At 53.4% G+C, this 26,088-nt stretch carries 22 protein-coding genes, 2 tRNA genes and 1 riboswitch; of the genes, 9 read left to right on the top strand and 15 right to left on the bottom strand.

The genetic code is table 11. The features are described 5' to 3' along the window. Positions 1 to 3 precede the first annotated feature (3 nt). From JIF53_RS15565 to JIF53_RS15540, 6 genes are read right to left on the bottom strand one after another with little or no spacing between them, the layout of a single operon-like run. Positions 4 to 3,036 (bottom strand): DEAD/DEAH box helicase, encoded by a 3,033-nt coding sequence (locus JIF53_RS15565; RefSeq protein ID WP_199453233.1) that lies wholly within the window; start codon positions 3,034 to 3,036, stop codon positions 4 to 6. A 15-nt stretch (positions 3,037 to 3,051) separates the two neighbouring features. Continuing rightward, on the bottom strand, positions 3,052 to 4,977 hold the full coding sequence (locus tag JIF53_RS15560; protein WP_199453231.1) for an EH signature domain-containing protein: 1,926 nt from the start codon (positions 4,975 to 4,977) through the stop codon (positions 3,052 to 3,054). Further along, on the bottom strand, positions 4,974 to 5,765 hold the full coding sequence (locus JIF53_RS15555) for an OmpA/MotB family protein (protein WP_199453229.1): 792 nt from the start codon (positions 5,763 to 5,765) through the stop codon (positions 4,974 to 4,976). Before JIF53_RS15555 ends, JIF53_RS15560 begins: the two co-directional genes overlap by 4 nt. Then, positions 5,765 to 7,858, bottom strand: a complete 2,094-nt coding sequence (gene zorA / locus JIF53_RS15550) for an anti-phage ZorAB system protein ZorA (RefSeq protein WP_199453227.1) — start codon at positions 7,856 to 7,858, stop codon at positions 5,765 to 5,767. Before zorA ends, JIF53_RS15555 begins: the two co-directional genes overlap by 1 nt. Next, the gene (locus tag JIF53_RS15545; RefSeq protein WP_228285581.1) at positions 7,837 to 8,769 is read right to left on the bottom strand and encodes a metallophosphoesterase; all 933 of its coding nucleotides are present in this window, start codon (positions 8,767 to 8,769) and stop codon (positions 7,837 to 7,839) included. Before JIF53_RS15545 ends, zorA begins: the two co-directional genes overlap by 22 nt. A 19-nt stretch (positions 8,770 to 8,788) precedes the next feature. Next, on the bottom strand, positions 8,789 to 9,436 hold the full coding sequence (locus JIF53_RS15540; RefSeq protein ID WP_199453225.1) for a hypothetical protein: 648 nt from the start codon (positions 9,434 to 9,436) through the stop codon (positions 8,789 to 8,791). Positions 9,437 to 9,575: 139 nt separating this feature from the next. On the opposite strand from JIF53_RS15540, the gene JIF53_RS15535 reads away from it, so the two are divergent. Next, positions 9,576 to 10,502: a 5'-nucleotidase gene (locus JIF53_RS15535; RefSeq protein WP_199453223.1), complete on the top strand. Its 927-nt coding sequence runs from the start codon at positions 9,576 to 9,578 to the stop codon at positions 10,500 to 10,502. Between the two features lie 41 nt (positions 10,503 to 10,543). Here JIF53_RS15535 and JIF53_RS15530 read toward each other — a convergent pair whose 3' ends face one another. The 4 genes from JIF53_RS15530 to JIF53_RS15515 all read right to left on the bottom strand — a co-directional run bounded on the left by JIF53_RS15530 (position 10,544) and on the right by JIF53_RS15515 (position 15,071). Beyond that, entirely contained in the window at positions 10,544 to 11,149 is a 606-nt protein-coding gene (locus JIF53_RS15530; RefSeq protein WP_199453221.1) for an outer membrane beta-barrel protein, read from the bottom strand. Between the two features lie 126 nt (positions 11,150 to 11,275). Further along, the gene (locus tag JIF53_RS15525) at positions 11,276 to 12,175 is read right to left on the bottom strand and encodes an opioid growth factor receptor-related protein (protein WP_199453219.1); all 900 of its coding nucleotides are present in this window, start codon (positions 12,173 to 12,175) and stop codon (positions 11,276 to 11,278) included. A 69-nt stretch (positions 12,176 to 12,244) separates the two neighbouring features. Continuing rightward, complete coding sequence (locus JIF53_RS15520) at positions 12,245 to 14,356, bottom strand: AAA family ATPase (protein ID WP_199453217.1); 2,112 nt, start codon at positions 14,354 to 14,356, stop codon at positions 12,245 to 12,247. 58 nt (positions 14,357 to 14,414) lie between these two features. Next, positions 14,415 to 15,071 carry a hypothetical protein gene (locus JIF53_RS15515; RefSeq protein WP_199453215.1) on the bottom strand — a complete coding sequence of 219 codons (657 nt, stop codon included), beginning with the start codon at positions 15,069 to 15,071 and terminating at the stop codon, positions 14,415 to 14,417. A gap of 180 nt (positions 15,072 to 15,251) precedes the next feature. Between JIF53_RS15515 and JIF53_RS15510 the strand changes: the two genes are divergently transcribed. Further along, positions 15,252 to 15,908: a hypothetical protein gene (locus JIF53_RS15510; protein WP_199453213.1), complete on the top strand. Its 657-nt coding sequence runs from the start codon at positions 15,252 to 15,254 to the stop codon at positions 15,906 to 15,908. A gap of 100 nt (positions 15,909 to 16,008) precedes the next feature. Here the strand turns inward: JIF53_RS15510 and JIF53_RS15505 are convergent, their stop codons facing one another. The 4 genes from JIF53_RS15505 to JIF53_RS15490 form a co-directional block, all read right to left on the bottom strand. Then, a complete protein-coding gene (locus JIF53_RS15505) occupies positions 16,009 to 17,004 on the bottom strand; it encodes a helix-turn-helix transcriptional regulator (protein ID WP_199453211.1) in 996 nt (331 codons plus the stop codon). A 333-nt stretch (positions 17,005 to 17,337) separates the two neighbouring features. Then, positions 17,338 to 17,411, bottom strand: a tRNA-Cys gene (locus JIF53_RS15500). Positions 17,412 to 17,468: 57 nt separating this feature from the next. Further along, positions 17,469 to 17,544, bottom strand: a tRNA-Gly gene (locus tag JIF53_RS15495). A gap of 128 nt (positions 17,545 to 17,672) precedes the next feature. Beyond that, complete coding sequence (locus JIF53_RS15490) at positions 17,673 to 18,416, bottom strand: murein L,D-transpeptidase catalytic domain family protein (protein WP_199453209.1); 744 nt, start codon at positions 18,414 to 18,416, stop codon at positions 17,673 to 17,675. A gap of 164 nt (positions 18,417 to 18,580) precedes the next feature. Further along, positions 18,581 to 18,672, top strand: a riboswitch (TPP riboswitch). Between the two features lie 48 nt (positions 18,673 to 18,720). Between JIF53_RS15490 and thiB the strand changes: the two genes are divergently transcribed. From thiB to JIF53_RS15455, 7 genes are read left to right on the top strand one after another with little or no spacing between them, the layout of a single operon-like run. Continuing rightward, complete coding sequence (gene thiB, locus JIF53_RS15485; protein WP_011784708.1) at positions 18,721 to 19,725, top strand: thiamine ABC transporter substrate binding subunit; 1,005 nt, start codon at positions 18,721 to 18,723, stop codon at positions 19,723 to 19,725. Positions 19,726 to 19,729: 4 nt separating this feature from the next. Beyond that, positions 19,730 to 21,397, top strand: coding sequence for an ABC transporter permease subunit (locus JIF53_RS15480; protein WP_199453207.1), 1,668 nt, complete (start codon positions 19,730 to 19,732; stop codon positions 21,395 to 21,397). Then, positions 21,390 to 22,004 carry an ATP-binding cassette domain-containing protein gene (locus JIF53_RS15475; protein ID WP_011784706.1) on the top strand — a complete coding sequence of 205 codons (615 nt, stop codon included), beginning with the start codon at positions 21,390 to 21,392 and terminating at the stop codon, positions 22,002 to 22,004. The genes JIF53_RS15480 and JIF53_RS15475 overlap by 8 nt, the downstream gene beginning before the upstream one ends. A 36-nt stretch (positions 22,005 to 22,040) precedes the next feature. Beyond that, positions 22,041 to 23,189 carry an ABC transporter permease gene (locus tag JIF53_RS15470; RefSeq protein ID WP_199453205.1) on the top strand — a complete coding sequence of 383 codons (1,149 nt, stop codon included), beginning with the start codon at positions 22,041 to 22,043 and terminating at the stop codon, positions 23,187 to 23,189. 3 nt (positions 23,190 to 23,192) lie between these two features. Further along, positions 23,193 to 23,987, top strand: coding sequence for an ABC transporter ATP-binding protein (locus tag JIF53_RS15465; RefSeq protein WP_011784704.1), 795 nt, complete (start codon positions 23,193 to 23,195; stop codon positions 23,985 to 23,987). After that, positions 23,987 to 24,925, top strand: a complete 939-nt coding sequence (locus JIF53_RS15460) for an MlaD family protein (protein ID WP_199453203.1) — start codon at positions 23,987 to 23,989, stop codon at positions 24,923 to 24,925. Before JIF53_RS15465 ends, JIF53_RS15460 begins: the two co-directional genes overlap by 1 nt. Next, on the top strand, positions 24,922 to 25,530 hold the full coding sequence (locus tag JIF53_RS15455) for an ABC-type transport auxiliary lipoprotein family protein (RefSeq protein ID WP_199453201.1): 609 nt from the start codon (positions 24,922 to 24,924) through the stop codon (positions 25,528 to 25,530). Before JIF53_RS15460 ends, JIF53_RS15455 begins: the two co-directional genes overlap by 4 nt. Here JIF53_RS15455 and pgsA read toward each other — a convergent pair. Next, positions 25,527 to 26,081, bottom strand: a complete 555-nt coding sequence (gene pgsA, locus JIF53_RS15450; RefSeq protein WP_199453199.1) for a CDP-diacylglycerol--glycerol-3-phosphate 3-phosphatidyltransferase — start codon at positions 26,079 to 26,081, stop codon at positions 25,527 to 25,529. The genes JIF53_RS15455 and pgsA overlap by 4 nt on opposite strands. Between the last annotated feature and the right edge of the window lie 7 nt (positions 26,082 to 26,088).

Raw genomic sequence — 26,088 nt, 5'->3', positions numbered from 1 at the left:
GATCTAAAGTCCCATCGACTTGAGAACCTCATTCTCGCTAACAGCTTCAGGCGTCACCACTGCATCCTTCAGCATCAGTTTTCCGCGTAGCAATCTATCCAGGTGAACATCGAACGCATCGTACTCAGGGTGTAGAACCGCAGGCAGATGGATGCTGACCGGCTTTGTTTGACCAATCCGATAAACCCTGTCCGATGCCTGGGCTTCTTTTGCAGGATTCCAATGCCGTTCCAGATGGATTACGTGATTTGCTCCCACAACGGTGAGGCCGACGCCAGCTGCTACCGGAGACATGATCAGAATATTGAACCCTTCTTTAGCCTCAAACTGCGTAATCAGTTGCTTGCGGCTGAGCACATCTGATTTTTTTGAGACGGCAGCGGTATCACCGTTAATAACGGCGATGTCGAGGCCGTATATCTGGTCAAGCCAAAGTTTAAGAAGACGCTGCAGACGTTTGGTAACCATGAACAGAATGACTTTTTCGCCTCGCGTCCTAATGGCGTCCAAAGAAGTAAGAAGGACCGCCAACTTGGATGACTCCTGCATCACCTTTTTCGCGGATCGGGCATCATTGGTAACCAATTCTGCTTCGTGTCGAAGACGGGGGTGGAGTGAGATTTCCCTGAGTTGCTGCAGCACAGAAAGCGCTTTACCCCGCATGTCTTCAGTTGCTTGTTGCGCGCGATACTCTCTCAAAACGTCTTCGTAAGCCCGTCGTTGGAAACCCTCCATGGTGCTGGTGAGTTCCTGGCTGTAAACAACGTTACCATGGTCAGACTGAGGCACTCCGCAACGAATCGTCTTGGCTGGCAAACCAGAGAGCTGGTCTTCTTTCACCCGGCGTAACATAAACGGGCCTACGACATCCCTCAAATCCTTCCCCAACGCCACTCTAACTGAATCGCGGTTCTCTTCATCTGCCTCGAGTATCGGTTTTATCCAGGTATCCCGAAAAGTAGTCCAGCTCCCGAGCAAACCAGGCTGGGCGGTGTCCATCAGACACCAGAAATCCCCCAGGCTGTTCTCTACTGGCGTACCTGTCGCCAGTAATTTGAAGTCTGCTTTCAGCCCTTTTGCTGCTCTTGTTTGAAGGGTATTGGGATTTTTGATGTTCTGAGCTTCATCAAAAATCACTAACCCCCAATCGATTCTGCAAAGGGAAAACTGGTAATCGCGTAGTGTCTGGTAAGTTGCAAGTACCAGTCGACGCTCCTGATCGAGTCGTTTGGTGCCCGCGTCGGGGCCTATGTGCAATGCGTAACGAATGGCATCTTCGTCTAAGACCTGATCGTTATCCAGAATCGCTGCTATCTGCGCCGCTTCTCGCTTTTCGCCTCTGACCCGGTATTTCGCCAAATCCCGCCCAGACTGCAGAACGACAATGTCTTTGAAGGGAATGCCGTTGTAGGTAACTCTTACTTCATCCTCCCAATTTTCAAGCAAGCTAAGAGGAGCAACGACCAATATCGGTTTTTGCTGCTTACTCGCTTCCTTTTGTCGCCGCAAATATTCGCCAACGGCGACAAGGCTCATATACGTTTTACCAAGACCCATATCGTCCGCCAGCAAAGCACCCTGTAAACGATACAGGTCACCGGAATTTTCACTCCGAGCCTGCTCGATCAGGCTCAGCATCCAGGAAATCCCTTCCTTTTGATGAGGGAACGGCTGCCGCGCATACATACCCCAGTCAGGCTCCGCCTCGCCTTGCGATTCTCTGCCCTTTTGACGAAGTTCTTGATGTAGCTCTTCGGCTTCCTTCAGAACAAGACTGAGCTTCTCTTCTTTGATTGGAGTATCATTGATCTGCGGTTCATCAATGCCTGATGGGTTTCGCAGGTTCTCAGTAATTTGTTCAAGTTGAGATCCAACGGCGTTTCGATCTGAGATATCGATGGTTTCGCCATTAAAAGATAGGATGTCTGCACCCTGCCCCCACGCTGCGTCCACTGCCTCTTGGAATTGAGCCAACTCTTCTTCTGACTGAATAACGTTGGGCAGAGACTCGGGAGGCGCGGGCAGCTTATCAAGTGCAAACCAGTCCTGTTTTTTGGCGTCAGCTTCACCGAACTCCATATGCTGGAGCTTACCAACACCTTCAACTCGCACCGAAAAACCAAGCTCGAGATTGACCAGCGATGCGTCTAGGAACGCGCCAGGGGTTTCGATAAATTCCTGCACTTTGTCCGCAGGAATCCTTCGGTTACCAAATACTTCTTTTACCGCCGCTACCTTTTCTGGTTCCAGAAGAACTACCCGCTTTCCAATTCGAAGAGCACCGCCGGTGTCCTTATCGAAATCGAGTTGATCCCACCTTTTGCCCAGTTCTTCAGGGGTCGATCCATCACCAAGACTTGGGCTAAGGAAAAGACTGCCATCGGGCATTTTGGTTGCGACAACGCCTATACCCTCCGGCACCACAACATCCAATTTTTGGAAATGCCCCAAGTCCAGATTCATTCCATTACGCTGAGCAGTCTGAAGCTCGGCCATTAGACGAAGATTCGCTCCTTCGCCTCTATCATCTGGAGGCAAATACTGATGATGCTCCCAGGCCTCAAGTGCAAACAGTTCTGGGGAAGTAAGGCGATAGGTCTCTGTCGACGTGAGGTTCAGAAAAGGCCCTTTCCTTGAAAACGGCGTACTTTGACCATCAATCAACGCGGTGACATTAACGCGAAATCCGCTATTTCCTGAACGGCCATTGATTTCAGCGTGAAAACTCCCGGGAAACCTTGGGGGTAAGCTCAGAACGTCCGCCTGCTCATCATCAAGCCCTGCGATATTCTCAGCGCCGATGTGGAAACCATTCGCCATAGGTTCCGCATAACCCTGCTCTTCAAGCATTCGAAGGGCAATCAGCTGCATCTTCTGAAAAGCTGGCCCTTGACCATGCTTGAGTTCGTCAAACTTTGTGGGCTCGATGAAGAACAATACACCAGAGGAGTCTGCTCGCAGCTCAAAACCTGCTTGCTGAGAGACGTTCTCTTTCTCACCTGAAACCATTGAGCGCAGTAGATCGAAAAGGCCCATAAAATTCCTTTTTGTTTATTTGAACTTATTGATGAATTCGGACTTTACCACCCAGGTATGTAGGTCTTTTCTTTCAACAAAAGGCTCCAGCGGGCCCGCGAACATAGCAACGAGCTCCTTTAGAGAAAAGCCAAGCAGCGAAGCGACATGTCTCGCTTTCGCATTTGGATTATGCGCCAGATAGCCCAGAACCGTTTTGTGCTGATCAGATAGATTTTGAGACCTGTCCTCTTTAAATCTCTGCTGCCTTTGAACGTAGGCATCTCTGCGCTCTTGTGCAGTTGTTGATGGTTTTCCGCGCAAGAATCGATCAGCAGCGCTGGAAGGTGCTTTTTCTGAGAAAAGATCCTGAAATTTTGGCGGGGGTCGTCTCTGGGCCCTCTGACGCATCCTAACTTCCAGATGCCCAGGCAACTCCTTTGGTTCCGGAACACGTACCTTCGGTGTCTTCACTACCGGATAACCATGGATCGCGAGGTGCCCCCGGTATTCGGCTGGACTTAGCAGGGATTCTATATCGAGCTCGACACCTTGCTCAGCAAGGAAATTGATCACCTTGGACTGCCACGTACCGTTATGAGTCACAGCTTCATAGGGCAAACCGTACATGGCGCTGTACTGCGACGGAGTGATATGAGTCAGCTCACCGTGAGTAAATGACGAACAATCATACGATGGAACAAGCTTTCCCGGCGGAGCGAGATAAACCCAAATCTTGAAACTATGGGAGCCTTCTACGAGGTAAAAATCGCTGCAATCAACGTAGATGATAGCTTTATCCGCGAGTCCGCCCTCCAAGCTCGCAAAATTGGTTTTAATTTCATCTCCGAGCAGTCTTTTAACAATGCCCTCTGCCGACCTACCCAGCATCAAGCGCGTGTTGCGAATGAGTTTCTGATTATAGAGGCCCTCAAGGAAACGTTTTCGTGCAGGAAACATACGCTGCAAGTCGGATTTTCCACTCTCGATTCCGTATTGTTCCAGGGCTTGCAGAAAGAGCTTGAGGTCTTCTCGGGAAAGCCATCCCCTGACTTTGTCTACCCGAGCGGCGCCCAAAGGCCTCCACCACTCCTGGTAATTTGTCGCCGAACTGTTGATTCGAGGATCTCCGGCAACGCCTAGAACGAAATCCTGCCAAGCTTCTGAGACTTCAGAGCCCGCTCGATCAATGAGGATTTCCAAAGCTACGTGGCCTATCCTTTTGCCTTCACCGAAAGGAGCGCGATTGACTGACGGTTTGAGAAGTTCATCGAAAATAGGATCCCACTGGCCGAGCTCCACTTCTTTGAGAGTCTCAATATAGTAGTGCGCCCGGCATAGGTCCCCATACCGCCCTTGGTCATAGCCGACCAAGCCAAGCGCAGCGAACTTTTGCTCAAGTTCCTGGCCACTTTCACGGACCTGTCGAGAAAAATAGGAGGGGCCCTCACTGCCGATCAGCCAGTTGACATTCTCCTTGATCGACGCAACAGGATCTCTCGACGTGTGCTTGTGCGTCTGACGAGGTTGTTTTTTGCTTTGGTCCCGGAGTACCGCTTCTAATTTAGAGGAAAGCCCAGGCTCTATACTTTCAAGGTGGTCAAACTCCTGAAAATAAAGCTGGCATAACTGCAGGAAGGTTGTTCGGGTAAGCCTAGGGTTTTGGGCCTCCACCAACACCTCTATAACTGACTGTCTACAACTGATTTTCCGAATTTTTTCGTCGTTACACCACAGCCAGGTTAGCGCTCTTGCGCCAAGGCGCTTCTCCAAAGCGTCATAAACGTCGCCGAAGTCGCCATTATTAATTGCTTTGACTATCCTTTGACACATCGAATCAAAGGCACTGCCACTTCCCGCTGATTGAGCGAAACTTTCGGCCTGATTAATGAGATTAGACCAGCCGGACTGAACGTGTTCCGGCCATTCCTTTTTAAGTTGCGGGGGCTGAGGCAGCTTCATTTCGTTAAATCTACCTTTGCTCGGACCTTTTCATAGTCCTCGCTACTGGGCCGTCGAATAGTAAATCGAATATCAATTCGACGGTTCTTGCTATAGTCATCTGCAGTACGCTGATTTTCGACGACGGGCCTGGTTTCCGCGTACCCACTCACGGAGAAAAGTGGTTTGCCCTCTCCGTTTTTCAGGCTGCTCAACTTGGCACGCTCCTGAAGTGAGCGCTCCCAGAATTGCCAGAGTGAGATAGCTCTGAATGTAGACAAACACCAATTACCTTTTTCGCCACACAACCGTCCGGTAAACGGCCTGCTATCGGTATGCCCCTCTACGAAAACGGTATCCAGATAATCGGACCGGTCTTCTTTAGAAATGAGCTGGTGGAGCACTTCACCAATTTCGCGAGCGGTATTCTGATATTGCTGGCCGATTTGGTCAGCGGCAGTATCAAATCCTAGCAACTGGTTTGGAATCCTGAGAACCGTACTGTTCTCGCTAACTTCGACCTGAATTCCACGCTTTTGAAGAATCTCTGCGGCCTCTGTTAGGATATTTCGTCGAACCTCCTCCGCTTTTCGAAGCAGCTTAATCTCTTCCTCTACTTCTTCTACTTGTTCCTGCAAACGCTCCCGCTCTTGCTCCGCTTCCTCCTGCAGCTCCATCAACTGGAGGATTAAGATCACTGAGGCCAAGATAAAAATCACCAACAACCCAGACATAATGTCGGAGAAAGACATCCAGTAAGGATTCTCTTCGTCTACCGACACGTGCTTCTGAGACCGGAGCAGCGCCATTAGCGGGTCTCCAATTCATCAAGAATACTGTTCATATTCTCGACCACCCGCAGCATGGAGTCGGCATAAGCTCGAGAACTGTTATTCCATTTGTCCATGCGGTCTTCGATTTGTTGGTTCACCTGTGTGGAATAACTCGACAGCCAGGACTCTGCCTGTTTTTCAATACCAGAAACCTGATTGGCCAGATTCTCAGATAACCCACTGAATTCAGTCTTGATTGAGCTCAACCATTCCTGTTGATGCTGTTTGAGCTCAGCGAAACCTTCGTTTGTTAGTTTTGCAGCATTGCCATATTGCTCTACGCTAGCTTGAATCGACCGTTGGAGGCCTTCAAGCAGTCTAGACTGTTCGCTCAGTCGTTCTGAAAGCAATGCATTCTGCTCGCCGGCAGATTCTATGACTGATAAAACCTCCGACATACGGGTGCCCAATAGGTCGGTGGCTTGTTTTACCTGGGAGCTGAGTAGGCCAAGCTGATTTGCACTACTATCCAGATGTTTGCTGCTCTCGGAAATGGAACCGGTAACACTAGCGAGTTGTTGGAGAGTTTCTCGGTGCTGCTCAGCCAATTGCAGGCTTTGTTTTTGCGTTGTTCTGACAGATTCCGCAATCTCATTAAGCAGACGTTGCTGTTGCTCGGCGACTTGTTCATTCTGCTCTCGGAAACGTTCTTGTCTAAGACCTTCTCGCTCATCTGCCGCCTCAATCTGTGACTTGAGGCTTTCCATAGTCCGACCGGTCAGAACCGCGAACATTTGCTCCATTTTCTGCTCGCGTTTCAAAGATCCTTCTGATGCCCTCTCAGCTCTCTTATCGGCAGCCTCCAGTTGTCTTTCGACCTGTTCTGAGAAACTAGCCATCAGCTGACCGAACTTGTCCTCCAACGCTTTTTGGCTGCTTGATGCGGAGTCCGCAACCCGACTAATCTGGTCGTCAAATTGACTGGCTTGTTGCCGTGAATTCTCAAGCTGTCTTTCTTGCTGTTCGTTGAGTTTTGTGAAGAGCTCTCCAAGTTGGTGGCTCATATCAGTGACAGCAGTGTTCACGTCGGAAGCCGCCTGTTCAAGCAATGCCCCCTGATTTTTTGCTGCCCCGCTAACGCCCTCAACGAAATCGCCTACCAACCGCTCGAGAACCTGAGTGGACTGCTGGCTTGCGTTACTGACTAGAGACTCAATGGCAGGCGCCATAATCTTGTTTAACGCCGTGGTAAAAGCCTCTTCCATCGAATCAGAAACGCCTTTGATACTCTCCTGTAACCGATCACCTATACGCTCATGAAGTTCCTGAAGTGCCTCCTTGCTCTCCCGACTACTATCGGCGATGTGAACCAAAGACTGCTCTGCCGGTATTCTTGGGTAGAGAAAATCGATCTCTTGCTGCACCGACTTAATCTTGGATAACGCCGAGCGCTCCATAAACTTTTCAACCATATTGAGTAGTAGGCTAAGACCCACACCCCAAACAGAGGTCATAAAGGCAACTGTCGCCCCCTGAATTAGTCGATCAATACCATCACGCAGTTCGGGGATGTCAGAGCGGGAGCTCAAGTTCAGGCTATCCAGGCCAACCGTTAAACCCACGAAAGTCCCTAGCACACCGATCGCCACCAAGAAGCTTGGCGTCGCCGCAAGCAAACGACTTCCTGTAAGGCCAGGCGCAAGGGTTCTGGCGTTAAAGAAATGATCAGCATCCAGGGTGTTAAACAGCGCCTTCTGATCGCCCGAAATCACCAGGCTCTCATCAAATTCTCGCCAAACCTTACCAACATCCTCTTGCTTTAAGGCCAAAGCTTTTTGCAAAACTTCACGACGATTGCTCGCGAGCGATTTCTTATCTTGATCACTGATGAGGGTTCTGAGCGAACCCAACCTGCCTTTGAAACGCAGAAAATGACGAGTAACTGCGATGACTGCGACCAAAAAAATCACAATCATAAGCAGCCAAAACAACGTTGCTAGGCCTTGTGGTGTGCCGTTTGATAAAGCAGTAAAGTCAGGAAGTAGGTGCGAAAGCAAACTGACAAAATCCATTTTTGGTACCCTGTTTTTTATCGATTTTTCTTTTTTCAGAGACGGCTGACGTAACAAAAAGCCTCTTTGGCGAGTTCACGCTCACCATCCCACCGGTAAGCGCATAGTTTTCCGTCAGAGTCACCCGCAATGCTGTAGTCCAAGCATGCAATATGCTCATTCAGCGGCGCAGGCTCGCCTTTCATCCAGTAGTGACCGACGAATACAGGCTTCTCACCGTCGTAGCCTGGCAAGACATGAGAGGCAACCGGCAAATGCGGTATCTGGTCGATCGCGTCGCCGGGAACCATGGCAAGATCACGGTAGGTCAACTCGCCCTGCTGCCACCATTTAGTCCGGATATTACTTCGCTTGTGGTTATTTTTGTCAAAAAAATGGTGATCTCGCGGCAAAGGGATTTCCAATCCTTTAAGCAGAGTCTCGATGGCTTCATAGGCATCACTCCCCTCCCTACTCGTTTGCTCCCACGCCTCTGGAAGCAACCGGTTTTCTGAATCGGTGTACTTGCCAATCGCGGCCAGATGTTGCGGATGCCAGCAGGCATGAACAACACGAAATTCCGGCAAGTCCAGGTACACAGGTAATGTTTTGAACCACTCGACCATTCTGTGGTGCAGCTCACTGCCTTCACCCACTTGTTCAAGAAACGCCTGATGTTGGTCCAGGTTTTTATCGGTATGGGGGCGCAAGTACTCACCAGGGCTCTGCGGATCTTCCATGGCCCAGGCCACGGCATTGAATTCGTGATTACCCATCACGGCCAGGGCTTGGCCGTTCTCGACCATACTGCGGGCAATGGTGACGGTTTCCACCTGCTCAGGGCCGCGGTCTACAAAGTCACCCAGGAAGATTACCCTACGTTCGGGATGCTGCCACACACCGTCTATTTCACGGTAATCCATTTTGGTGAGGAGAGCTTTAAGTTCGGTTGCGTGGCCGTGTCTGTCACCTATCAAGTCATACATCATTCATTTCCTTTTGAATTCGTTATTGCCGGGCCGCCTGCACCACTGAATTAATGGCGCCCAGTTGGCGCCCGCTGACTACCCCAACCGATTCCGCCCCACACAGCTTACCAACCACTTCACCATGCAGGTTAAAAAGGTAGGCTGCGTTCTTTTCGTAATAAAACCAATACTGCTTGATCTTACCCCAGATGCCAAGTTCTCCCCCCGTTTCAGCAACATGCGCCCGAATGCGACTCTGGGCCTCACCTAATTGATCAGTTAATGAATAGCGCCAGAACCCTTCAACAAACTGCAGATAACGCTGGTGGTCGCAAGCTGCCAAAGCGAATAACGGTTGGCTTTTTCGCATAAAATCAGTGTCTATCCAGATATAAGGCTTGAAAGCTCGCCGTTCCTGCTCCAAACGGGTAATGAGTTTTGCAATACGCTGTTCAACCACTAGCTTCTCCATACCGACTGCTCGACAAAGGGCTCCGAGGAAATCTTTGCTGCTGTACTTGAAGTCGAATCCGCCCCCACCGAGACCAAAGTTAGGGCATTCCAACACTCGTTGGAGGCGCTTTCGATTCGCAGCGGTAGGTCGCACGTAGCCCATTGTTTTGAGAATGTCGTTATGTGACTTTGCGGCCACCCGGATAATCAGATCCGTTTTAAAGTTGTTGATCACGTTATGCCCTCCCTCATTGTCTGTTAACTCTAACGCGACCATGCGACAAATTCGGTCGCTCTGATGAGATGCGGGGGCTATGGTAAATTGCGTGTCTTAGGTTGCCGGAAAAGATCAACGGAGACTCAAAGGTTCAACTATGCCCTACCCGATTGAAGACAAGCTGGTTATAGCCGTTGCGTCCAGCGCTCTGTTCGATCTGTCTGATTCAGACCATGTTTTCAGAATGCAGGGCGAAAAGGCCTACCGGAAATACCAGGAAGCAAATCTGGACTCTCCGCTGGAGAAAGGCGTTGCGTTCCCTTTTGTCCGGCGCTTTTTGGCGATTAACCAACGGTTTCCGGATAAATCCCCTGTTGAGGTGGTTTTGCTATCCCGCAACTCCGCGATTACCGGCAAGCGAGTGTTCCGCTCGATCAACCACCACGGCCTGGATATAACCCGCGCCGCCTTTCTGGAGGGTAAGTCGCCCTACCCCTACATTCCCGCATTCAACGCTTCGCTGTTCTTGTCAGCTAACGAGAATGACGTTCTACAGGCTATCGACTACGGACACCCTGCCGGCACAGTATTGCCAAGCCAGGTGGTGGACGATGAAGGCGATACAGAGCTGAGGATTGCTTTCGACTTCGACGGTGTGATTGCGGATGATGCATCGGAAAAGGTCTATAAATCTGGCTCTCTGGAAGAGTTCCAAGAACACGAAACCTCCCGTTCCCACATTCCGCACAGCCCGGGCCCTTTGGCTGACCTATTCCGAAAGCTCTCTCATCTCCAAAAGCTGGAAGATAAAGCGGTAGAGGCAGCCCCTGATTATCAGCGTATTCTCAGAACCGGCATTGTCACCGCCCGCAATGCCCCTTCCCACGAGCGGGTGATCACGACTCTGGAGCACTGGGGCGTAGATGCCAATGAGGTGTTCTTCCTGGGTGGTATGAAGAAGGACAGGATACTGAGTGTGCTAAAGCCGCATATGTTCTTTGATGATCAGCGATCCCACCTGGAATCTGAGGCGGGCAATGTGCCGATGGTACATATTCCGTTTGGGGTGGCTAATGTGGGCTGATTCAGGTGCGCACGCCTTGGCGCACCTGAATTGAGAGGGTCTCAGAACCGGAATTCGGGGCCAACGGAGAATACGTTGATATCCGCTTCGCCGGTCTCGTCTTCATCGCCAACATTCAGCAGCAGATCCCAGTCTGCGCGCAAACGCAGCTGCTCGGAAACCTGGTAGCTCATGCCAAGGCCCGTTCGAAACGCAACGCCGCTATCATCGTCGCTTTCTGAAATGGACAGAAAGCCGTTGCTTGCCTCAACCTCATAGTTAAGACGCCACACCATCAAGCCGGCTTTGCTGAACACCTTGAACGGGCCTGATTCAGGCAGACCGAGCTGGAGTGTTGTGTCGACAAAATGGCCATTGATAGCGGCAGCAACAGCGACACCACTGATGAAGCCCGAGGCTTCAACATCATCGATGTAGCGATAACCCACTTCGAGATTGACGAAATCAGTGAGCTCTGTACCACCATGAATCCGGAAGGAGACAGCGTCGTCATCACAGGACACTTCGATACCATCACACAAATCATCTACCGTTGCCTGGCCCGCCGTGACACCAAAATAGCCGGTTCGGTCACTGGCTGCATACGCCGGTGCGGACATTGCAATGGCGAGTAATGGCAGAGCAGCAAGTAATTTGTTGGATTTCATTTCGACTTCCTCGTACTAATCTTCAAATGTCGATGGTAAGCGGGCTATCGGCCGCGGAAAAAATATCATATTCCTGGAAAGCGACATATAGGATCGTGTTACACAAACCTATTCGAGTTCTCAAGGTTACTTGGTTGCGCTGCGCCAATAGCCGATGGAGGTTTCGTTTACATACCCTTGGGTCAGCCCAAGGGTTATGAACGCCGCCTGAACCGCCCTCGCCAACTCAGGCTGATGGCAGTAGTGCAGGCTCCGGATGATGCGGGTAATGCGAAGGTGATTATGGCCCCCCGCTTTCAACCAGATATGGTCCCTGGGGTTCAATCCCGGCAGGGCCTCTATCACACCATTCCGGCGCACGAGACCGTAGAAAGCAAGCATTCGATCCAGCGCTTTTGTCTGTTGCTGCCTTAGATCGGTATCGCGTTTGAAAACGTCGCAGTCTTCTTGGGTTAGTACCGGTGCCATCGGATTGGCTCGACTGGCTTCCGGAATGGGAAACAGCCACTGCACGAAATCGTGGGTGTACTCCAGCCAGAAGTCATCAAAGGCGAGGATTTCATCGATCGTTCGGCCCTGGTGGTCCCGGCCCTCGCCTCGCATGAATTGAATCAGGCGACTCTCCTCCGGCTTGGTAGTTTCGGCGATACTGATGAGGTTGTGTTCAGACCAGAGTTCCGCCGATGTCTCATCAAAACAGACCAGCCAATAGCGATTATTTTCGCTGGTGAAGCCTCCGAATTCGGATAATGGCTGCTCGAGTACTAGGGGCTCTGTCACGTCGAAATATTGGGCATTCCCCAGCACTCGACGCTGCACTTTCCGGGCATCTGGATTGTCATTCGGCAATGCCCTAAGTTGTTCAGAGAGCGCGTCCCAGCGCCCTTGGGAGTATAAAAGAATGGCAGGCCAGTCCGGTGATGCAGTTGCTACCAACTTGCCTGTCATTAGGCGATTCAACTCTGGCGACAGAACTGCAAGCTCTGCCTTGTTCAGCGTCGCCGCTTTCTGCCAGTTAATGGTCATTGAGTTTACCGGGTAGGCGCAGCCGACTTTCCAGGCTGGTTTTGGCGTTCTAATCACTTACGCTCTCCTCTACTGGACAAAGCCGATGGGCTGGCTGAGCAGGCCCTCAGTTTGCTGGCGCTGCTCCTCTTTCAGGGCATCGAGCAATCGGCCTGTACGTGGCCGGAATCCTCGCAGCCGAAGGTTCTGAACGGTAGCTCGCATAACGCCCGGTGTGAGATGGTCCAGTTCGGCCAGCTCTGACGGTGTCAGGTTGTTGGTCTTGTCCGAGTCCACAACGCAGGCTGCAAGTATGGCCTTCACCTGCTCCGGGGTCAGGTAGCCAAATTCCACTTTCATCTGGAAGCGGCGAAGGATGGCTTTGTCAAAACTGTCGAATCGATTGGTGGTAGCGAGGAAAACGCCTTCGAAGCGCTCCAGGCGAACCATGAATTCGTTGACAGCACTGATCTCCCAGCTGCGGTGTGCGATATTCCGGCTATAGAGAAAGGTGTCTGCTTCATCCAGCAGCAACACCGCACCGCTACGCTCTGCTTTGTCAAACATCTCGGCAATGTTCTTTTCAGTCTGGCCGACGTACATGCCCAGCAGATCACTGCCGGATTGCAGCATAAAGGGTTTGTTCAGGCGCTTGGCAAGTTCCTGGGCATAAGCGGTTTTACCGGCACCGGGCGGGCCATACAGGCAGATTCGGGCGCCGCCTTCCTCACGAACGAAACGCTCTACGTTCCAAAGTGTCGGTTTGGTGTTGATCCACTCGGCCCGGAATTCGGGAAAATCGGACTTCTGAGCTTTGGGCAGAATACGGCCCGGCATCCTCTCCCCCATCACTTCCAGCCGCTGCCGGACCATGGTCTCCAGGCGATGCTGGTTACGCATAACCTGGCGTTGCGGAAGATAGCGGCCTACCTCGGCCAGATTTCTCGCGAGAGCGGGCGTCATCCAGGGTTTCCTGGCTACTTCCGATACCCAGGCCGGAGCAACGGGTAACTCAGAAAGCGTTTGTTTCAGCTTATCGGCTTGGCGATCACTACCTGTGCCCTCGATCTCAACAATGAAATCAAACCTCCGCAGAAAAGCAGGGTCGACGGCACTGATGTTGTTGCTGATCCAGATCACCGGGGCGCGATTCTCCTCCAGCATCTGGTTGAACCAGCCTTTGGCGAGCTGATCGGATTTGCGGAAAGCGTCTTCCATTTCATCGAACAGCAGAACGGCGCCTAGCCGATCTTCCAGAAACATCTGCGCCATCTTGGCAGCGTCCAGGCGAACACGGCCGGTCATGGCGCCAGAGTGGCTGTCTTTGGTGGGTACTTCATACAGCGGCGCACTCAGCTTTTCCGCAAGGGCCCTGGCCAATTGGGTTTTCCCGGTGCCGGGCTTGCCGTAGAGCAGAATGTTTTTGCCACGAGATTTGTTATTCAGAGCATCCTGCAGGTAATCCAGCATCAGCTGAAGATCAGGAACACCCCTGAAATCGGCGATGGAATGCAGTGCCGCTGGTCCTGGCGGGCAGATGTGCTTGAACAGCATCTGTTCGATGTCTTCTGTGGCGCCTGCCTCACATTGCTCAGAGGTGGCCACCACCAGCTGACTCAGGAGCGGCCCGGCCTCTACCAGATCCCAGATATCGCTGTTCTGGTTCGGTTCCTCCAACAGGCGAATTTGGCAAAGCATGGCGTCCTGATCTAACGCCGCCGCAATGGTTCTCCCGGATTCTCGCATCGCCCTGGCCAGAGCACTAACCGAGTTTCCAAATTCATTAATCTCCAGATCCCGCATGACATCCTTAGCCTTCGGGTGTTTGAGGAGAAGGATGGCGAAGATCAACAGTTTGACCTCAACCACGCTCGGCTTCAGCAGCTTGATCAGGTTGGCCAACAGAGGCTCAAAGGACAGTTCCGGCTTGCCTTTCAGGCTTCGGGTGAGCTGTTGCTCACGTTTGCGCACTGCCTCCAGAAAGACGGGGGCGCTTACCTCACCATCATCTCTTGTCGGCAGCTTCAGCCCAAGGAAAACGTCCGACTCTTCCATGCCAACGAGACGGAATTCCTTTTTATACCCGGTGATGAGGAACAACCGACAGAGGTAGATTTGCAGTAGCTTCAGGTCGTCTTTGGATGAGGATGCAGGATAGTCCGGCTCGTGGGCTTCATTGATGAGTTCTTTCCATAACAGCATAGCGGGCCTCCAGAGGATCTACGTGCATTCTGAAGGCCGAAGGCGACACGCTGTGTCGCTAACCTAATCTGGTTTTGAGCCATTCAGTGACGTCGTGCTTGTCAATTGGGGAGTATCGGCTGAGATGGGGCAGGCCGGCGACGTATGTTGGCCGACCATTTATTTGGCAGGAAAATCCTTTGATCCTCCAGCTACCATGTCCGGCGGGCAGCTCTTCTTGGCTCCCCCCAAATCTTGAATGCAAATACTCGTATGGCGATACCTGGGAATTACCAAAAGCCAAAATCAAATTTGGCTTTATTATGTCCATAATTGCCTCATGAACCGGCCAACAGATATCAGCCAGCTCATAACCGATATCCTTCACCGTTCTACTCTGCAGAAAGATCAAATTACTTGCACAAACCTCACGTGTCTCCAAACCGAGCTCAGTAAGCAACCAGTCTATTCTCCGCTGCAAGGGCGCCTCACCACTATCCCACGAGCCACTGCCATTACACCAACATTCATCAATATAGGCGTTCTCAGTGTGTGACAGCATGGTGTCCAAGCTATTCGCCAGTGAGCTCCCATTACTACCTCCCGGATTGAATCCTAAGAGGTAAACTTTGCCTGGCTTCAATGTTTCATGGCTACTGTAGAGTACCCCGCCAGGTTCATGGAGGTAATCACTGAGTAATTTCTCAGCCAGCTTTGGAATGTCTTCTTTGTTCATACAGACTCCTCATTTCTTCGAATTATTTTCAGTCACTGTTTGCGACAGACTAAAAAATTACCTCATGTGCAAACAACAGGATTTGGTAGCCGTTAAGCGCTGCATCACACTTCGAAGCACTCTTGAATTTCATGTACAGATAAAAGAGCATATGATTTCTTTTATTCTGCCGGGGCCAATATGTCGAACTGTCTTGTTTCAATTTCAGACCAAGCCTTTTTCACGATAGTGACTGCTGCATTGGAGGCCTATGCCATTGATCACGGAGACCCAGATTCTGAAGAAGAGTCAAAGCACCTTGAAACTTTCGGTAACCTCTGGGGCTATCGAAGCAAATCGGGGCTAGGTGAAGAGGTTTTTCGGATTGCGATGGCCGACGTGTCAACAGCAGCTCACAGAGGAAAGGGTTTTGTAATTGACAAAGAAGAGAGCTACGAAGCCAAAGCAGATTTCGTATCCGTCTTCTACCCGGAACTGACATTTTTAGGGGACTATCACAGTCACCCCTACACTACGCCTGCAGATGGCGTAAATACTGAACTCGATCTTGAGCGACACTCGCTCTATCAATTCTCCAACGCCGATTTCAGTTCCGTGAAGTACCAACAGGACAGTGGACGCGATTATCGTGTTGGGCTCGTTGCCACTGTCTTTGAGCGGAAGGAAGGCATTCCGAGAACAAGCAAACACATGGACGGTGCAAGCTGTATCAGATTCCAATATCAAGACGTGACTATCTGGATCAAGGCCTACGTTTGGGCCGGCGACGATTACCGTCGGAAATCAGATAAAATGGTGCACCTTATCTGCCCAAACCTGGGATTCAATGCCAGTTAAATATTCAGAAAGACGTCGCGGAGCTTCTCAGCCCGCGGCTCGTTCTCAGCAAAGCATTTCGAGCAAATAACTGCCATCCACTTCTCGAGTTGCTCAGCCTTTAAGATTTAATTCGAAACAAACAGCGCTCGAGCGTTGAGGTTACTTCCTGTTTTAGCCATTCAGGCTCCAGAATATCGCAATGAATCGCCTGCGCCGTCAGCCACCACCGCAAATCCTGGGTGTCGCCCACAGTAACGGCAATCTCGAACGTTGAGTCGTCAATCTCATTGGTGATTTGGTCAAATCCCAAAGGTGATTCAATCAGATGGTTCAAAGCCGGTTTGTCACAACGTAACTTCAGGTAAACCGGTTCATTGGACTTGAGAATCCCCATGGCGCCCGAACGGATGTACAAATCCAGGTCGAAATCCTCTGGTCTATCCGATGGTTCTTCTATCAACTCACCTGTGGTGGCTCGATGCAGAACCAGTTGGCGCGTGCTTTCCCTGCCCTCGATGGTGCCAATCAGATACACATTCGGATCCCGGAAAATCAGTCCAAACGGGTGTACCACGATCTCCTCAGGCTCGGCCCATTTACGAGCCTGGTAGGTCAGCTTGCACTTGTACTCTCGTAACAGGGCTTCGGTAACGGTTTCCAGAACATCCGCATCAATAGCCGGCCGTTCACCACCCAACCCGCGGTTGATGACACGCACTCTGTTTGGCCACTGACCCAGAGGATTCTTTTCCCGGAGCAAGGTGCGATGGGCTTCGTCGAAATGGGGCTTCAGGTGAGATAGCGCCCGTGGTGGCAGCATGGGTGACAGGTAGGCTCTGGCCAACTCAAACGTTAACGCGGCAGGTAGGTCGAGTGCCGGGATAATATCAATCGTTGCATTACGATCGAAAGACCACCGGTACGGTCGGGATTCCTCATCCACGATTAACGGAAAGTCCAGACTCAGTTTCTCCAAATCCCGCTGTATTGATCGCATGGTGACCCGGAAACCATGATCATCAAGGCGCTCTGCAAGTTCACTAGTGGTGATGGTCTTCGGGAAACGAGGCACCATTCTGAGCATGGTGAGGTAACGAACCGCGGTGTTGGACATTGGGGGTTCTCTGTCAGATTGGTAGTTTCAAGCGACTGACTGTTCGTAACGCGTCACCTTAATCAATCTCAAAGAATCAAACCAGCTTTGCGCCTGCTCGCAATCCTTGACATGGGCGACATAGTATTTCAAACAGCGCGCTCTATCAGTCAGATTCGGCTGAGAAAACAAGCATCGCAGTTCGTCAGGAAGTTGAGTATCTGGAGGGATGAATGCGAGGTTTCAGCGTTACGGATAGGCCGGTTTCGAGCCTCGAGAAACTTTCGGAGAACTTCCTGAGTGCAGAATAAAACTATTCTGATCGCTGAAATTCGTTTGAAACACTGGGAAAAATGGAGGCGCGGGTCGGAATCGAACCGGCGTACACGGAGTTGCAGTCCGCTGCATAACCACTCTGCCACCGCGCCGGGGAAGCCTGGATTCTGGCTTTTGCTCTCAGGAGGCATTGAGAGACTTGGAGAAATTGGAGCGGGAAACGAGATTCGAACTCGCGACCCCAACCTTGGCAAGGTTGTGCTCTACCAACTGAGCTATTCCCGCTCTAATGTTTCCGAGGCATTGCCTCGTCAACGGCTGCGTATTCTACGGATTCCGCCTTCGCCGTCAACACCTTTTTTTCAACTTTCTGTTTTTACTGAAAATCTGCACAAAGTTTAGCCAGCAACGATTTAGGATCGATCTCCAACCACCGCTGTGGTACTTCGCGCACCGGCCAGCTGCCCGGCGGAATCGCAGTTCAGGTAACTGGAGGACTGGAGCCACTCCTGATCGGGGTAGTATTTAAACACCAGCTGTCCGCCCTTGAGCTCGTCTACCACGGTTTTGATGATTTGATTGTCTACCGCCGGACAGCCATGACTACGGCCGATTCTGCCGTACTTTGTTACCCAGCTGTCCTGAACGTAGTCTGCACCATGGATAACAATTGCCCGCTGACGAGCCAGGTCGTTGAAACCCGGTTCCAATCCATCAAGGCGCAACGAATAGCCATGGGAACCCCGATAGGATTCGGCGGCTTTGAACAGGCCGATACTGGACTTGTGACTGCCCTCGATATTGGAAAATGCGGTTGCCTCAGCATTACCAGAGTTTTTACCGTGAGCCACGAGGTCACGAAGGATTAATTCTCCTTCGTTCAGATCAAACAACCATAGCCTTTCTTTGGAGGACGGCAAAGAGAAGTCGATCACCGCCAGCCGCTCTGGCATGGCCGTGCCATTGCTGATGGCGCAACGGGTTGCCTTGAGTGCAGCTTCGAGAACCTGTGGGCTGAGCTTGGGAGCCGCGGAAGCCAAACGTCCAAACATCTCCTCGTTCGCGGTTTGGGCGTGGCCTGCGGCCGACAACCCAAGGGTAAAAAGCGCGCCTGCAACCAGGGCAGAAATCTTTCGTCGTTTGTGATGCTTTGGCATCAAACTTACCTCTCAACCAGATAGAAGCTGCATAAATCCGCAGATCAAAAAATGCCCCATTCTATCAATAAAAAATGAGACACCCGTCATCGCCGTACAAAAAATAAACAAGCAGTAATCAAACATACGAATTCCGGGGTGTGGCTCCGGCGTGATAGCATTGACTCAACTCAACGGGGTGCCTGGAAGGGCTGAGACCATACCCGCGGAACCTGACCCGGTTAATACCGGCGTAGGGATTGAGTCACCACCTTTCGTGGTGTTCGCGGCATGGCACCCCCGCTACTGAACAAGGTGCCCATGTATGATTTCACGCTTGATTCCCGCGTTGTTCGCCGTGTCGCTGCCGCTGATGGTTGCCGCCGATGAACCGACCGTCCTGAATGTGTATACCCATCCCTCCTTTGCCGCCGAATGGGGCCCGGGGCCCGCAGTTAAAGAGGCGTTTGAAGCCCAATGCGGCTGCTCCCTGAACTACACGGTATTGGACAGCGGCGGAGACATTCTGCAAAGGCTCCGGCTGGAAGGAAGCTCCACCCCGGCAGATGTGGTTCTGGGGCTGGATACCGGCACCATGGAGACCGCTCGGCAAACCGGCCTTCTGGGCCGCCACGGCCAATCACTGGAACGCCTGGCATTGCCTGTTAACTGGGACGACGACACTTTCGTGCCCTACGACTGGGGCTATTTTGCCTTTGTCTACGATACAGAGCAGTTGTCGGAACCGCCCTCAAGCCTTGAAGAACTGGTCAACGCGCCAGACGATCTCAAGATCATCATTCAGGATCCGCGCACCAGCACACCGGGACTCGGCCTGTTGCTCTGGATGCATGCCGTCTATGGTGATGAAGCGCCAGCAAAGTGGCAGCAGCTCAGCGACAAGATTCTCGCAACCACCCAAAGCTGGAGTGACGGTTATTTCTCGCTATTCATGAATGGCGAAGCGCCTATGATCCTCTCTTACAGCACTTCTCCTGCGTATCACATGGCTATCGACAAAACTGACCGTTATCAGGCGGCCCGTTTCAATGAAGGACATTACCTGCAGGTGGAAGTCGCCGCCCTGGTGGAAAGCTCCGATAACAAGACACTTGCCAGAGAGTTTCTGGACTTCATGCTGACCGCGGACTTCCAGCGTCATCTTCCACTGAAGAATGTGATGTATCCGGCGGTTGATCTTGGCGATGAATTGCCAGACGTTTTCGACAAGCTGATTACACCATCCGAAGCCCTGTATATAGACCCCGCGAAAGTTGCCACCATTCGCCGACAGTTGGTGAACGACTGGCTTGATGCACTGACCGACTGATGTGATGCCAACACACGCGAGTGCCGCCCCCTTCAGCCATCCTGGCTGGCAAATCTGGCCCGGCCTGTTACTCGGCACCGGGCTATTGCTGCTCGTGGCACTTGGCTTGGGGAGCATACTACAGGAGGCCGGAGAGCTGGATCCGGGGCGCACGCTGGCAAGTTCCTATTTCCAGAGCGTGGTCCGATTTACCCTTTGGCAGGCCTTTTTATCTGTCCTGTTAAGCCTGGCGCTGGCGCTCCCGGTAGCGACCGCCCTCGCCCGCTACAGAGGCTTCCCTGGTCGCACATTGATTCTGCGGCTGATGGAGTTGAGTCTGGTCTTACCCACTATCGTGGCAGTCTCAGGCATCATAGCGGTGTTTGGTCGGCAGGGCTGGTTAACCGGTCTGCTCAATACTTGGCTTCCTGGAAATGGTTGGAATCTTTATGGGCTGACCGGCATTCTGCTCGCCCACGTGTTCTTCAATGCGCCACTGGCGGCCCGAATCCTGTTGCAGGCTCTGGATTCCATACCCGCGCCACGAATGAGAACAGCTTCTCAGCTTGGGCTCGGCGGCTGGTGGCTGTGGCGTGCGGTACACTGGCCCGCCATCAAACCGGTACTGCCCGGCGTGGCGGCACTGGTGTTCACGCTGTGCTTCACCAGTTTTGCCATCATCATGACGCTGGGCGGAGGGCCAGGAACAACGACCCTGGAAGTCGCCATCTACCAGGCCCTGCGCTTTGAATTCGATTTCGCCCGTGCCGCGCTGTTTGCCATTCTGCAGCTGTTGATCTGTGGCAGCCTCTGGTGGCTGGTTTTCAGGAAGCGTCTGGACACAGCTGTACTGCCAAACCGCCGGTTATCACGTCCGGTCCCTCTGTTTGCACGGCCCTGGCAAGGGTTTTCAGCGGGTCTGCTCCTGGCGATTTTCACGGCCTTTCTGGTCGCGCCACTGCTGGCTATTATCCTGCGCGGTTTGCCGGCGTTATGGCCAACGGCGGAGACTACTTCTATTTACCAGCAGCTCTTGCCGGCCACCGCCCGCAGCCTGTTCATCGCCCTTCCAGCCGGGCTGGGCTCGGTGCTCGTTGCCTTGCTAACTCTGGCAGCCGCCAACCGGGCTGGTCGGCGCTGGCTGGCCATAGTGCCAGCCGTCACCGGCTATCTCCCCTTAATCGTTCCGCCTCTGGTACTGGGGACCGGACTTTTTATTCTGTTAAGGCCGCAATTGGGGAATACCATGCAGGGCTGGTTCCTGGTGGGCCTGATCAACGGGCTGATGGCCGTGCCGTTTGTGCTACAGATACTGCGCGGACCTCTCGCAAGCCTAGACTCCGGATCACTCAAACAGGCAGACCAACTGGGCATCCTGGGCTGGTATCGATGGCGATGGCTGTATTGGCCGTATCTGCGCCGTCCAGTTGCTCTGGCCCTGGCGTATGGTGTGGCATTATCTCTGGGTGACTTCGGTGTTATCGCCCTGTTCGGCAGTCCCGGCAAACCCACTCTCCCCGTTTTGCTATATCAGCAACTGGGTAGTTACCGCTTAGGGGAGGCCGCAGGTACCGGACTCTGGCTGTTGGGGTTACTGATACTGATTTTTGTATCGCTCTCCCGTGTTCCCGGCATTAAGTCCAGAACAACTTCCGCTGCGAGCCAACCACTGCCGGAGCCTGAACATGCTTGAGATCAAAGATCTGGCCTTCGAGTATGGCCCTGACGGCCATCTCTGGCGATTCGATTTTTCCGTGCCTGCTGGTGAATGTCTGGCCATCCAGGGCCCGAGCGGTTCCGGCAAATCAACCCTGCTCAGTCTGGTTGCAGGTTTTCTCCCGCCAGCCAGCGGCCGGATTCTCTGGCAGGACAAGCCGATCCACTTGCTAAAACCCTGGCAGCGCCCGGTCACGAGCGTGTTCCAGGAACACAACCTGTTCGAGCACCTGGATGTCTTTACCAATATTGGCCTTGGCATTCACCCCGGTCTCAAGCTGGATGAATCTCAACGCCACGCCATTGAAACCGGGCTGGAACGCACCGGGTTAGCAGGTTTCGGTCCCAGAATGCCTGGCGAGCTTTCCGGTGGCCAACGCCAGCGCGTTGCCTTGCTGCGAGCCATCCTGCGGCGCCAACCATTGCTCTTGCTGGATGAGCCGATGACTGGCCTGGACACCGAGACCCGGAAGATTCTGTACGCCATGCTGCTGGAAGAGAAAGCCCGGGGCATCACCATGCTACTGGCCAGTCACGATGAAGAAGAACGCAGAATACTGGCAGACAGCCACTGGAATCTTTAAGCTTTCAGAGAACTCAAACAGGGACTCCGTGACTCCGTGGCAAATGAACCAGGCCTATCTCAGCCACTTGGCGCCCACACTCCTGGTAACGCCGAATTCGGTGGCCATACGCTGAAGTTTTCCGGCGACTGGACTCTGTCCCACTATTCCGTCCTGAATCGGCAAACAACTGCCCTGAAACCTCGCGCAGCCGCCTGCAACCCGGATTTTTCCGGCCTGGGCCGCCTGGACACCGCCGGCGCCTCGTTGATGGTCAAATTGCTTGGCAGCGACGCTCTGATCAGCGCTCTGGAACGAGCCGAATTACCGGATGAACAGCGTGCCCTGATACAGGCGGTTGCTGAAGCCATGAACCAGCCGTCGGCGGCGGTCGCAACCGTTAACCCGGTCGTGGCGTTCCTGGCGGAGATCGGAAAGAAGGTGACCACGCTGGGGCAGCTGGTCTGGTTGCTGGCCGGGTTTATTGGCCAGACGCTGGGCACCCTGTTCTACATCCTGCCCCGGCCTACTCGCTGGCGTATAACACCCTTTGTGGCGGCACTACAGGACACCGGCCTGAACGCCCTGCCCATTGTTGCCCTGCTTACCTTTCTGGTTGGCGCCGTGGTTGCGTTTCTTGGCGCGACAGTTCTTGAAGACTTTGGCGCAACCATTTACACCGTGGATCTGGTGGCGTTCTCGTTCCTGCGGGAGTTCGGCGTGCTTCTGGCCGCCATCCTGCTGGCCGGCCGCACCGCCAGTGCATTCACCGCACAGATTGGCGCCATGAAGGTCAATGAAGAACTCGACGCCATTCGCACCCTGGGGCTTAATCCGGTGGAACTGTTGGTGGTTCCCCGGGTATTGGCGATGATGTTCAGCCTCCCCATTCTCACCTTTATCGGCATGATCTCCGGGATGGTTGGCGGGGCCATGGTTTGCGCTCTGGCACTGGACATTCCACCCAGCCAGTTCATTGCCATTGTCGAACGGGATATCGCCCTGAAGCACTTCCTGGTCGGCCTTGGCAAGGCGCCGGTGTTCGCATTTCTGATCGCCGTCATTGGTTGCCTGGAAGGCTTCAAAGTGGCCGGCAGTGCTCAGTCTGTCGGGGAACACACCACCTCCAGCGTGGTGCAGTCTATCTTTATGGTGATACTGCTGGATTCCGTGGCAGCGCTGTTTTTCATGGAAATGGGTTGGTAAAGCATGGCGGATCATCCGGTCATACAGGTACGCGCACTCGACAACCGGTTCGGCAGCCACATCGTTCATGAGAAACTCGATCTGGATCTGTATCCCCGGGAGATTCTGGGTGTGGTCGGCGGTTCCGGCACCGGCAAGTCCGTTCTTTTGCGCAGTATAGTTGGCCTGAATCCACCGTCCGGCGGGCATATCACCGTTTTTGGTGAAGATTTGACGGAATTATCCGCCACCGAACGATCTCGCTATGAGCAACGTTTCGGGGTTCTGTTTCAGGGCGGTGCCTTGTTCACCTCACTGAACCTTGAGCAGAACATCGCGCTGCCGCTGATTGAACACGCCCGGCTGTCGCGGGCCGAAGCGGAGGAACTGGCCCGAATGAAACTGGCATTGACCGGCCTGCCACCAGAAGCCGCCACGAAATACCCGGCCGAACTCTCCGGCGGTATGGTCAAGCGGGCGGCCCTGGCCCGGGCGCTGGCGCTGGACCCGGAAATCCTGTTTCTGGATGAACCAACCGCCGGTCTGGACCCGATCGGCGCTGCCGCCTTTGATGAGCTGATTGTCACCCTTCGCAACGCACTGGGCCTGACGGTATTTCTTGTTACCCACGATCTGGATACCCTGTACACCACCTGTGACCGTGTTGCGGTTCTGTCTCAACGCAGGGTGCTGGTTGCCGATACTCTGGAAAAGGTGGCACAAACCGACGATCGCTGGATTCAGGACTACTTCCATGGCCCCCGTGGCCGCGCGGCGATTACAGCCCACAACAGGCTAACCAAACAGGAGCCCGGTTAATGGAGCCCAAGGCCCATCACGTTATCATCGGATTCTTCACGCTTGCGGCAGTCAGCGCTGCCTTGCTGTTTGCCCTGTGGCTTGGAAAATCATCTACCGACACCAACTGGGCCTATTACCGGATCGGGTTTGATCACCCGGTTGGCGGGCTGGCCAAGGGTAACCCGGTCCTCTATACCGGCGTCCCGGTGGGCGACGTGCTGGATCTTACCCTGGCGCCGGACAACCCCGCCCATGTGCGGGTACTGGTGAGGGTGAACCAGGATATTCCGGTACGGGAGAACACCCGCGCGGGCCTGGTCCTGGCCAACATAACCGGCAGCATGAGCATACAGTTTACCGGAGGCACACCAGACAGCCCCATTCTGGAAGGCCACAAAGACAATCCACCGCTGATAGCCGCCGAGCCTTCGGCCTTCAGTAACCTGCTGACCAACGGCGAGGCCATGCTCGGTAAAGCCGAACAGTTGCTGGAGAGTGCCAACCAGCTGATGTCCGAGAACAACCTGAGTAACATTGCCGAGATTCTTGAAAACACCCGCCAGGCCAGTGAATCCCTGCTGGCCAGTCGGGACGAGCTGGAAGCGCTGATGGCCCAGTTTGATGCGGCCGGAATACGCGCCGAAGAAGCTGCTATCAAGGTGTCTGCCGCAGCAGACAGGTCCCGAGAGGTACTGGATGAACGGGTAGAACCGGTTCTCCTGGCCATGTCCAGAGCACTGACTACCCTTCAACCTACCCTGGACCGGCTGGACACCCTGACCGGCGATAATGAACTGGCGCTGGACGCCGGCCTTCAGGGTCTGGGAGAAATCACGCCGGCACTGCGGGAACTGCGTAGCACCTTGCGCAACCTGAACTCATTTACCCGCAGGCTGGAACAGGACCCCACCGGAACCTTGTGGGGCGGCGCCGGCATCAAGGAGTACGAACAATGAAAGTAGTATTCGCTCTTGCCTTGAGCCTGATTCTGGCTGGCTGCACGGTATTCCCGGTACCCGAATCCCCTCGCCTGATGGAGCTGGCACCAGCGAGCGACTTGCCAGCATTTGACCAGTCGCTGCCGGCCAGCCTTCGGGTAGATACGCCACTGGCTTCTGACCCGCTGGACAGCACTCGTATTCTGATTAAACCATCGGCATACGAATACCGGGCCCTGGCAGGCGCCCGATGGCGGGAGAGCATTCCCGTGGTCGTTCGCGATCACCTGCTTGAAACTTTCCGGGCAAGTCGGGCGTTCGAGAATGTAATGACTGACACCAGCCCGGCAACGTCGCAGTTAACCCTGGTCTCCGAGCTGACCGGATTTCATGCTGAGAATGGTGAAACTGGCACACGGGTGGTGATCAGGCTGCATCAGCAACTCATGGATAATCGCACCAGACGGAGCTTGTGTGTGAGGAGTTATGAAGCCAGTGCGAACGCACAAAGCACCGCGCTGGGGGAGTTGATGGAGGCCTTCAGTAATGCCAGTGCACATTCATCCGTGACCACAGTCACCTGGGCACACCAGTGTATGGCCCAGGAACCTCCGGCCAATTAACCTGCCTCTTTCGGAAACAAGTCAGCCCAGGCGGCACGAAGGTAGAGAATCATGGACCACAGGGTCAGCACTGCTGCGATGTATAGCAGACCGATGGCCACATAAGCCCAGAAATTACCCGGCGGAAACGCCAGCAACCCGACAATGGCCGCCATCTGAGCGGTGGTCTTGATCTTGCCGATATAAGACACAGCAACACTGGCCCGGCTGCCCATTTCGGCCATCCATTCACGCAACGCCGAGATCACAATCTCGCGACCGATAATCACGGTGGCGGGAATAGTCAGTAGTACCGCCGAATACTCTTCAATCAAGACGGCCAGCGCCACTGCCACCATGAGTTTGTCGGCCACCGGATCCAGGAAAGCGCCGAACGGCGTGCTCTGGTTCAATTTGCGGGCCAGGTACCCGTCCAGCCAGTCCGTCAGGCCTGCCAGAGCAAATATGATGGCGCTGACCAGGTAACTCCATTGCATGGGCATGTAAAAGATCACCACGAATACCGGAATCATCACGATACGGGACATGGTCAGTATGTTCGGTAAATTCATGGTGTTC

The organism is Marinobacter sp. bablab_jr008, from assembly GCF_016464145.1.
GTDB lineage: Bacteria > Pseudomonadota > Gammaproteobacteria > Pseudomonadales > Oleiphilaceae > Marinobacter > Marinobacter nauticus.
This window is presented reverse-complemented; position numbering and strand designations above follow the sequence as displayed.

Bases quoted from the DNA above. Each gene is read 5' to 3' on its own strand.
- JIF53_RS15455 (WP_199453201.1), top strand. From the start codon at position 24,922: ATGAAAGTAGTATTCGCTCTTGCCTTGAGCCTGATTCTGGCTGGCTGC.
- JIF53_RS15520 (WP_199453217.1), bottom strand. From the start codon at position 14,356: ATGCTGTTATGGAAAGAACTCATCAATGAAGCCCACGAGCCGGACTAT.
- JIF53_RS15480 (WP_199453207.1), top strand. From the start codon at position 19,730: ATGCCAACACACGCGAGTGCCGCCCCCTTCAGCCATCCTGGCTGGCAA.
- JIF53_RS15475 (WP_011784706.1), top strand. From the start codon at position 21,390: ATGCTTGAGATCAAAGATCTGGCCTTCGAGTATGGCCCTGACGGCCAT.
- JIF53_RS15530 (WP_199453221.1), bottom strand. From the start codon at position 11,149: ATGAAATCCAACAAATTACTTGCTGCTCTGCCATTACTCGCCATTGCA.
- JIF53_RS15545 (WP_228285581.1), bottom strand. From the start codon at position 8,769: ATGATGTATGACTTGATAGGTGACAGACACGGCCACGCAACCGAACTT.
- JIF53_RS15555 (WP_199453229.1), bottom strand. From the start codon at position 5,765: ATGGCGCTGCTCCGGTCTCAGAAGCACGTGTCGGTAGACGAAGAGAAT.
- JIF53_RS15510 (WP_199453213.1), top strand. From the start codon at position 15,252: ATGTCGAACTGTCTTGTTTCAATTTCAGACCAAGCCTTTTTCACGATA.
- thiB (WP_011784708.1), top strand. From the start codon at position 18,721: ATGATTTCACGCTTGATTCCCGCGTTGTTCGCCGTGTCGCTGCCGCTG.
- JIF53_RS15490 (WP_199453209.1), bottom strand. From the start codon at position 18,416: ATGCCAAAGCATCACAAACGACGAAAGATTTCTGCCCTGGTTGCAGGC.
- pgsA (WP_199453199.1), bottom strand. From the start codon at position 26,081: ATGAATTTACCGAACATACTGACCATGTCCCGTATCGTGATGATTCCG.
- JIF53_RS15565 (WP_199453233.1), bottom strand. From the start codon at position 3,036: ATGGGCCTTTTCGATCTACTGCGCTCAATGGTTTCAGGTGAGAAAGAG.
- JIF53_RS15515 (WP_199453215.1), bottom strand. From the start codon at position 15,071: ATGAACAAAGAAGACATTCCAAAGCTGGCTGAGAAATTACTCAGTGAT.
- JIF53_RS15505 (WP_199453211.1), bottom strand. From the start codon at position 17,004: ATGTCCAACACCGCGGTTCGTTACCTCACCATGCTCAGAATGGTGCCT.
- JIF53_RS15535 (WP_199453223.1), top strand. From the start codon at position 9,576: ATGCCCTACCCGATTGAAGACAAGCTGGTTATAGCCGTTGCGTCCAGC.
- JIF53_RS15460 (WP_199453203.1), top strand. From the start codon at position 23,987: ATGGAGCCCAAGGCCCATCACGTTATCATCGGATTCTTCACGCTTGCG.
- JIF53_RS15465 (WP_011784704.1), top strand. From the start codon at position 23,193: ATGGCGGATCATCCGGTCATACAGGTACGCGCACTCGACAACCGGTTC.
- JIF53_RS15525 (WP_199453219.1), bottom strand. From the start codon at position 12,175: ATGACCATTAACTGGCAGAAAGCGGCGACGCTGAACAAGGCAGAGCTT.
- JIF53_RS15560 (WP_199453231.1), bottom strand. From the start codon at position 4,977: ATGAAGCTGCCTCAGCCCCCGCAACTTAAAAAGGAATGGCCGGAACAC.